Source organism: uncultured Amaricoccus sp. (assembly GCF_937858865.1).
Classification (GTDB): domain Bacteria; phylum Pseudomonadota; class Alphaproteobacteria; order Rhodobacterales; family Rhodobacteraceae; genus Amaricoccus.
In genome coordinates this window covers 25,182-31,420 of sequence record NZ_CALLYO010000534.1, presented here as the reverse complement: position 1 = coordinate 31,420, position 6,239 = coordinate 25,182, and the positions used below count along the sequence as shown (strand labels likewise).

At 74.4% G+C, this 6,239-nt stretch carries 7 protein-coding genes; 1 reads left to right on the top strand and 6 read right to left on the bottom strand.

From position 1 onward, the window contains the following. The 5 genes from Q0112_RS15755 to Q0112_RS15735 form a co-directional block, all read right to left on the bottom strand. The coding region (locus Q0112_RS15755) for a YbfB/YjiJ family MFS transporter (RefSeq protein WP_297976924.1) at positions 1-1,148 on the bottom strand (1,148 nt) is incomplete at its 3' end. Between the two features lie 5 nt (positions 1,149-1,153). Beyond that, the gene (locus Q0112_RS15750; protein ID WP_297976923.1) at positions 1,154-2,035 is read right to left on the bottom strand and encodes an esterase-like activity of phytase family protein; all 882 of its coding nucleotides are present in this window, start codon (positions 2,033-2,035) and stop codon (positions 1,154-1,156) included. Next, positions 2,032-2,892 (bottom strand): penicillin-insensitive murein endopeptidase, encoded by an 861-nt coding sequence (gene mepA, locus Q0112_RS15745; protein ID WP_297976922.1) that lies wholly within the window; start codon positions 2,890-2,892, stop codon positions 2,032-2,034. Before mepA ends, Q0112_RS15750 begins: the two co-directional genes overlap by 4 nt. Next, on the bottom strand, positions 2,889-4,262 hold the full coding sequence (locus Q0112_RS15740) for an MFS transporter (protein ID WP_367278480.1): 1,374 nt from the start codon (positions 4,260-4,262) through the stop codon (positions 2,889-2,891). The genes mepA and Q0112_RS15740 overlap by 4 nt, the downstream gene beginning before the upstream one ends. Further along, positions 4,238-4,771, bottom strand: coding sequence for an acyl-CoA thioesterase (locus Q0112_RS15735; protein ID WP_297976920.1), 534 nt, complete (start codon positions 4,769-4,771; stop codon positions 4,238-4,240). Before Q0112_RS15735 ends, Q0112_RS15740 begins: the two co-directional genes overlap by 25 nt. Before the next feature lie 133 nt (positions 4,772-4,904). Between Q0112_RS15735 and Q0112_RS15730 the strand changes: the two genes are divergently transcribed. Continuing rightward, positions 4,905-5,192, top strand: coding sequence for a YggT family protein (locus tag Q0112_RS15730; protein ID WP_297976919.1), 288 nt, complete (start codon positions 4,905-4,907; stop codon positions 5,190-5,192). A gap of 143 nt (positions 5,193-5,335) precedes the next feature. Here Q0112_RS15730 and Q0112_RS15725 read toward each other — a convergent pair whose 3' ends face one another. Then, positions 5,336-6,232, bottom strand: coding sequence for a LysR family transcriptional regulator ArgP (locus tag Q0112_RS15725; protein ID WP_297976918.1), 897 nt, complete (start codon positions 6,230-6,232; stop codon positions 5,336-5,338). Positions 6,233-6,239: the final 7 nt, after the last annotated feature.

The window sequence follows — 6,239 nt, the reverse complement described above, 5'->3', positions numbered from 1 at the left end:
AGCGAGAGCAGGGCGGCGCCGGCGAGGAGCAGCGGGGCGACCCAGAGGCCGGCGGCGATCGAGCCGGTCAGGTCGGTGACGTAGCCCGAGACGATGGGGCCGGCGGCCTGTCCGAGGGCGAAGGTGACGGTGAGCGCTGAGATGGCAGCCGTCGCGAGCTCGAGCGGCAGAAGGCGGCGCGCGAGCATGGTGATCGCCATCGGCACGGCCATGAAGGTGCCGCCGAAGAGCACGGCCGAGACGTAGGCGGCGGGCAGGCCGGGCCAGATGAGGACCGGCAGGGCGCCGAGGGCGAGGGCGCCCGAGGCGAGGCCGGGGCCGAGGCCGGCGCTGGCGATGCCGAGCAGGCGGCTCCAGAGGAAGGTGCCGGCGATCGAGCTCGCCCCGAGGAGCACCCAGTAGCTGCTCGTCGCCCAGGCGCCGCCGCCGGCCTGGCGCACTAGGACGATGATGAAGGTCATGTAGGAGACGTAGCCGCCGCCGAAGAGGGCGTAGCCGGCGAAGGTGGGCATGAGCCCGCGCGCGACCCGCGGGGGCAGGCGGCCCGGCTGGCGCAGGCCCGCCGCCGGGGTGCGGCGCACGGCGAGGGCAGCCGGGACGAGGGCGAGGAAGGAGAGCGCCGCCATGGCGAGCCAGCCGGCGCGCCAGCCGGGCGGCCCGAGCGCCGCGAGGAGCGGCGGCAGCAGGAAGCCCGAGACGACGATGCCGCCGCCGGCGCCGGCGATGTAGAGGGCGACCATGTGGCCGGCGCGCTCGGGGCGGGAGGCGACGGCGCTCGCCAGCGAGGCGCCGAGGATGAAGGCGAAAGCGGTCATCGCGCCGCCGACGGTGCGCAGGGCGACGAGGGCGTGGAAATCTCCGGTCAGGCCGGAGAGGAGGAGCGCGAGCGCGCTGCCGGCGATGCCGGCGAGGAAGGCGCGCCCGATGCCGAAGTGCTCGGCGACGAAGGCCGAGGCGAGTGCGCCGGCGATGTAGCCGGCGCCGTTCGCGGTGTTCATCGCCCCGGCCTGGACGTAGCTCCAGGCGAGATCCTCGCGCATCGGCGGCAGCAGCAGGGCATAGGCGAAGCGCGAGAAGCCGAGCGCCACCGCGGCGCCGGTCCCGAGGGCGAGGGAGACGCGGATCTCCCTCCGCTGTGCGGCATCCATCGCGCTCACTCGGCGAGGATGTATTCGACGAGCATGGTCCGCTGCAGCGGGAAGAAGTTGTCGTCGGAGATGAGGGTGACGCGGATGCGGCCCTCCTCGTCGCGCCAGGTGGAGATGCCCTCCATGTTGTCGAGCGCGCCGAAGGAGGTCTCGAGCAGGGTCACCTCGTCGCCGAAGCCGTCCGGGCCGGGGGTGAAGCGGCGCACCCGCGTGGCGAAACCCTTCAGCCAGCCGAAGTCGCGCTCGAGCAGGTAGAGGTTGCCGTCCGGCCCGAAGTCGGCGTCGACGACGAGGAAGGTGCCGTCGCGGCGGAGGCTGAGCGTGCGGTCCCACTTGCCGCCCCGCAGGCGGTAGACCGGGAAGGGGCGCTCCCAGGCGCCGGACCGCTCGGGGATGGCGTGGAGCGTGCCGTTCGCGTCGATGGCCAGCGCCTCGAGGCCGGAGTTGAGCTGGAGCCCGCGGAAGTCCGGGTGGGAAGGGACGTTCGCCGCCGGGCCGTCGATGTCGTCGTAGCGGCGGACGCGGTGGAAGGCCTCGAAGGAGACGAAGGCGCGTCCCTCGGCGTCGACGGCGAGCCCTTCGGCGTCGAAGGCCTGGTCGCCGACCGGCGCGCCGGAGATCTCGTGCAGATCGCCGATGCCGGTCAGGCGGACGGCGTCGATGCGGCCGTCGGTGCGCTCGATCTCGCCGCGCGCCCAGCTTCCCCTGTCGGAGATGGCGAGGAAGCTCCGGCCGTCCGGCGCGAGGGCGAGGCCGGAGTAGCCGCCGAAGCGCGGGTCGGAGGCGGTCCAGACCGCCTCGGTGCCGGGGACGAGCCGCGGGCCCTCGGCCGGGAGCGCCTGCGGCCAGAGGAGGAGGGCGAGGGCGGCGAGCACGGCCGCCTTCATCGCGCCTGCAGCACGGTGGCGCATTGCGGCGGCAGGTCGGCGAGCCGGAGCGGTGGCTTGGGCGGTTCCTTCGGGGCGTCGGGATCGGGCGGCAGCAGCGCCTCGGTGACCCACCAGATCGCGTCCTTGCAGCCGTCGCCCGGCGGGAGCGGGGCCTGGTCGACGCAGCCGGGGGCGCCCTTCGGGCAGTTGAGGCGGATGTGCCAGTGGTCGGTATGGTCCCACCAGGGGCGGACCTTGCGCAGCCAGGCGGCGTCGCCCGGGCCGGCCTGGGCGCAGAGGGCGAGCTTGACCGGGGCGGTGATGAAGATGCGGTTGACCCGCGGGTCGCGGGCGATGGCCTCGGTGATCGCCGCATGCGCGGGGGTCCAGTTGCCGTTGAGGCTGCGCTTGTCGCGGGCGAGCACGCTGATCGCCGAGACGCGCTCGCGCTCGGAGCGGCCGAGGTCGAGCCGCGGCGGCGGGTTGAGCCAGACGTCGACGTCGAGGCCAATCTGGTGGCTGGCGTGGCCGGGGACCGGGCCGCCGCGGGCCTGGCCGATGTCGCCGACGTAGATCCCCTTCCAGCCGGCCCGGGTCGCGGTGCGGCTGAGGTCCTCGATGAAGCCGATCATCGCCGGGTTGCCCCAGTGGTGGTTGCGGCCGAGGCGCATCGCCTGCCATGTCGGGCCGGTCTCGGGGAGCTGCACCCCGCCGGCGAGGCAGCCGCGCGAGGGCTGGCCGATGGAATAGGGGTCATGCGGCGACGGGGTGGACCTGGCGGCGAAGAGCTGGCGCGCGGTCTGCGCCGGGGCGGGGGTGGCGAGCGCGGCGAGGGCGGCGAGCGCGAGGCAGGCCGCGAGCAGAGGGCGGATCATGCGGGGGCTTCCTGGGGCTGCTCGTTGTCGATTTTCACCCAGTATAGCAGGCAGAGGCCCAAGAGGAACAGCAGGATGACCGGGCTGACCCCGAGCCGCTGCGAGCCGGTGGCGGCGGTGACGGCGGCGATGAGCGCGGGGCCGAGGAAGGCGGTGACCCGGCCGGAGAGGGCGAAGAGGCCGAAGGCCTGGGTGGGCGCCACGCGGCCCTCGGCCTGGTGGATGAGGAGGGTGCGCGAGGCGGCCTGCAGCGCGCCGGCGGCGGCGCCGAGGAGGCCGCCGGCGGCCATGAAGACGGTGTCGGGCAGGCGCGAGCCGGGCGGGACGGGCAGGCCGAGCACGCTGGCGCGGGTGGTGAGGAGGGTGACGAGGCTGACGGCGATCAGCGCGCAGATCGAGCCGACGATCACCGGGCGCGGCCCGAAGGCGCGGTCGGCGCGGCCGCCGTCCCAGGCGCCGAGGGCGCCGACGCCGGCGGCGACGATGCCGAAGACGCCGAGCTGGAAGGTGCCCCAGCCGAGGACGCCGGCGGCGTAGATGCCGCCGAAGGTGAAGAGCGCGACCATCGCGTCGCGGTAGACCATCGAGGCGAGCAGGAAGGCGAAGAAGCTCCGGTGCCGCGTGGCGAGGCGGAAGGTGGCGGCGACGTCGCGGAGGGCGGTGCGGGCGAGGGCGGGGGCGCGGCGGGCCGGCTCGTCGGGAGTGTGGAGGAAGAAGGGGAGGGCGAAGACGAGGTACCAGAGCGCGGCGAAGGGGCCGGTGGCGCGGGCCGGCTCGCCGGCGGTCGGGTCGAGGCCGAGGATGGGCGCGATGCCGAGGAGGGTGGTGGTCTGGCCGGGTGCGGGGGCGAGGAGGAGGAGGACGAGGACGAGCGAGACGAGGCCGCCGAGGTAGCCGAGCGCCCAGCCGGAGCCGGAGATGCGGCCGATCTCGCGGCGGGGCCCGAGGCCGGGGAGCATGGCGTTGATGAAGACCTGGCCGAGCTCGGAGCCGATGAAGGCGACGGCGTAGATGACGAGGATGATCCGCGGCTCTGGCATGCCGGGCGTCGCCAGCCAGAAGCCGGCGCAGCCGAGGACGAAGGGGACCGAGCAGGCGAGGACCCAGCGCTTGCGGGCGCCGGTCCGGTCGGCCATGGCGCCGAGGAAGGGGGCGAGGAGGGCGACGGTGGCCCCGGCGGTCGCGGCGGCGGTGCCCCAGAGCGCCTGGCCGCGCACCGGGTCGCCGACCGCCTCGGCGACGAACCAGGGGGCGAAGATGAAGGTGACGATCAGCGTCTGGAACGGCTGGTTGGCCCAGTCGAAGAGCATCCAGGCGAAGACGCCGCGGCGGCTGGCCGGGCCGGTCATGCAGCGAGCTCCGGCGGCCAGGGGCGCAGGGCCTCGGCGGCGCTCCAGGCCGCGACCCAGGCGGGGAGGGCGGGCAGTGGCGGGTCGCCGAGGGCGGCGAGCACCCGGTCGGTCGGGACGATGCCGGCGGCGTCGGTGACGGCGCTGCGGAAGAGGCCGCTCGAGGTGGGCTCGCCGCGGCGGAACATCGCCTGGTGGACGTAGAGGAAGCGGGCGTCGCGGCCGACGAAGGCGGAGCGGAGCTCGACGCGGTCGAAGGCGCGCACCCGGCGGCGGTAGCGGATGGAGGCGCCGGCGACGGCGAGGCCCCAGCGGTTGGCGCGCAGCACGCGGACGAGGCCGCAGCGGACGGCGAGGGGGACGCGCCCGAGGTCGTAGAGGGTGAGGGTGCGGCCGTTGTTGAGCTCGCGCCAGGGGTCGATGTCCCAGGGCCAGCAGGTCAGCCGCGTGCGGTGGACGCCGTCGATCGGCAGCGGCGGCGCGGCGCGGGCGAGGGCCAGCTCGATGCCGAGCCGGACGAGGGGGTACATGGCGGCTCCCGGATCTGGGCCGCGCCCTAAGTCGCCCGGATGGGCGGCGGTTGCAAGCGGTGGCCTTGCGGGCGGCCTTGCGGGCGGGGCGCGGGCAGTCTAGGTAGGCCAGCGCCGCAGCTGGAACGGGCTCATGGGTTCGCTCATCATCATCCTCTTCTTCGTCCTCGACATCGTCTGGTGGATCGTCATCGCCCATGTGGTGATGAGCTGGCTCATCGGCTTCAACGTGCTGAACCGGCACCAGCCGCTGGTGGGGTCGATCTGGCGCGGGCTGGAGGGCGTCCTCGAGCCGATCTATCGCCCGATCCGGCGGGTGCTGCCCGACATGGGCGGGCTCGACCTCTCGCCCCTGGTGCTGCTCGTCATCCTCTACGCGATCCGGGTGGTGATCGGGCGCAACGCCTACATGTTCATGTGAGGCGTGCCCGGGCGTGCCCGGGCACGTGTGCCCGGGGTGTAACCGGCTGAAAAGGCCGGGAGAATTTTTCGTATAGACGTTGTATAGACGCTGCGGGGCCCGTCAACCGCGGCCGGGCGGCGCGAACCGAGAGCATCCGCCCGCTAGCTCAGCTCGTGCTCGGCGGTGGCGAGGACGGCGCGGGTGAGGGCGGAGAGGGGGGCGGCGGCGAGGCGGTTGACCTGCCAGAAGAGCGGGCGGTCGAGGGTCGCGCCGGGGACGAGCTCGACGAGGCGGCCGGCGGCGAGGTGGTCGCGGACCAGCGGCGCGGGGTTGAGCGCCCAGCCCATGCCGAGGAGGGTGGCGTCGAGGAAGCTCCGGGTGGAGGGGAGCCAGTGGGTGGGGTGGGCGATGCTCTCGCCCAGGGTCCGGCGGAGCCATTCGTGCTGCAGCCGGTCCTTCTGGTTGAAGGTGAGGGCCGGCGCCCGGGCGATGGCCGCGGGCGTGACGCCGCGGGGGAAGTGGCGGGCGATGTAGGCGGGGCTTGCGGTGGCGTGGTAGCGCAGGCTGCCGAGCGGGCGGACCTGGCAGCCCTGGACCGGCTTGGCGAGCGCGGTGACGGCGGCGAGCACCCGGCCGCGGCGGAGCCAGTCGGCGGTATCCTCCTCGTCGTCGATGGCGATGCTGAGCAGATAGTCGGTCTGCTGCGCGAAGGCGGCGGCGGCGGCGAGGAACCAGGTGCCGAGGCTGTCGGCATTGGTGGCGACGTTGAGGGTGACGCGCTCGGCCGGGTGCGCCGGGTCGGCGAGGCCCGGAAGCTGGCCGAGAAGCGCCTTCTCGAGCATGCCGACATGCTCCATGTGCCGGCAGAGCCAGGCGCCCTTGTCGGTGGCGACGCAGGGCGCGCCGCGCTCGACCAGCACGGCGCCGAGGCGCTCCTCGAGCTGCTTCACCCGCTGCGAGATGGCCGAGGGGGTCACGCTCAGCGCCCGCGCGGCGCCCTCGAAGCTGCCGGTCTGCACGACCAGGGCCACGGCGCGGGCGGCGGGATAGTCGATCATGGATAAG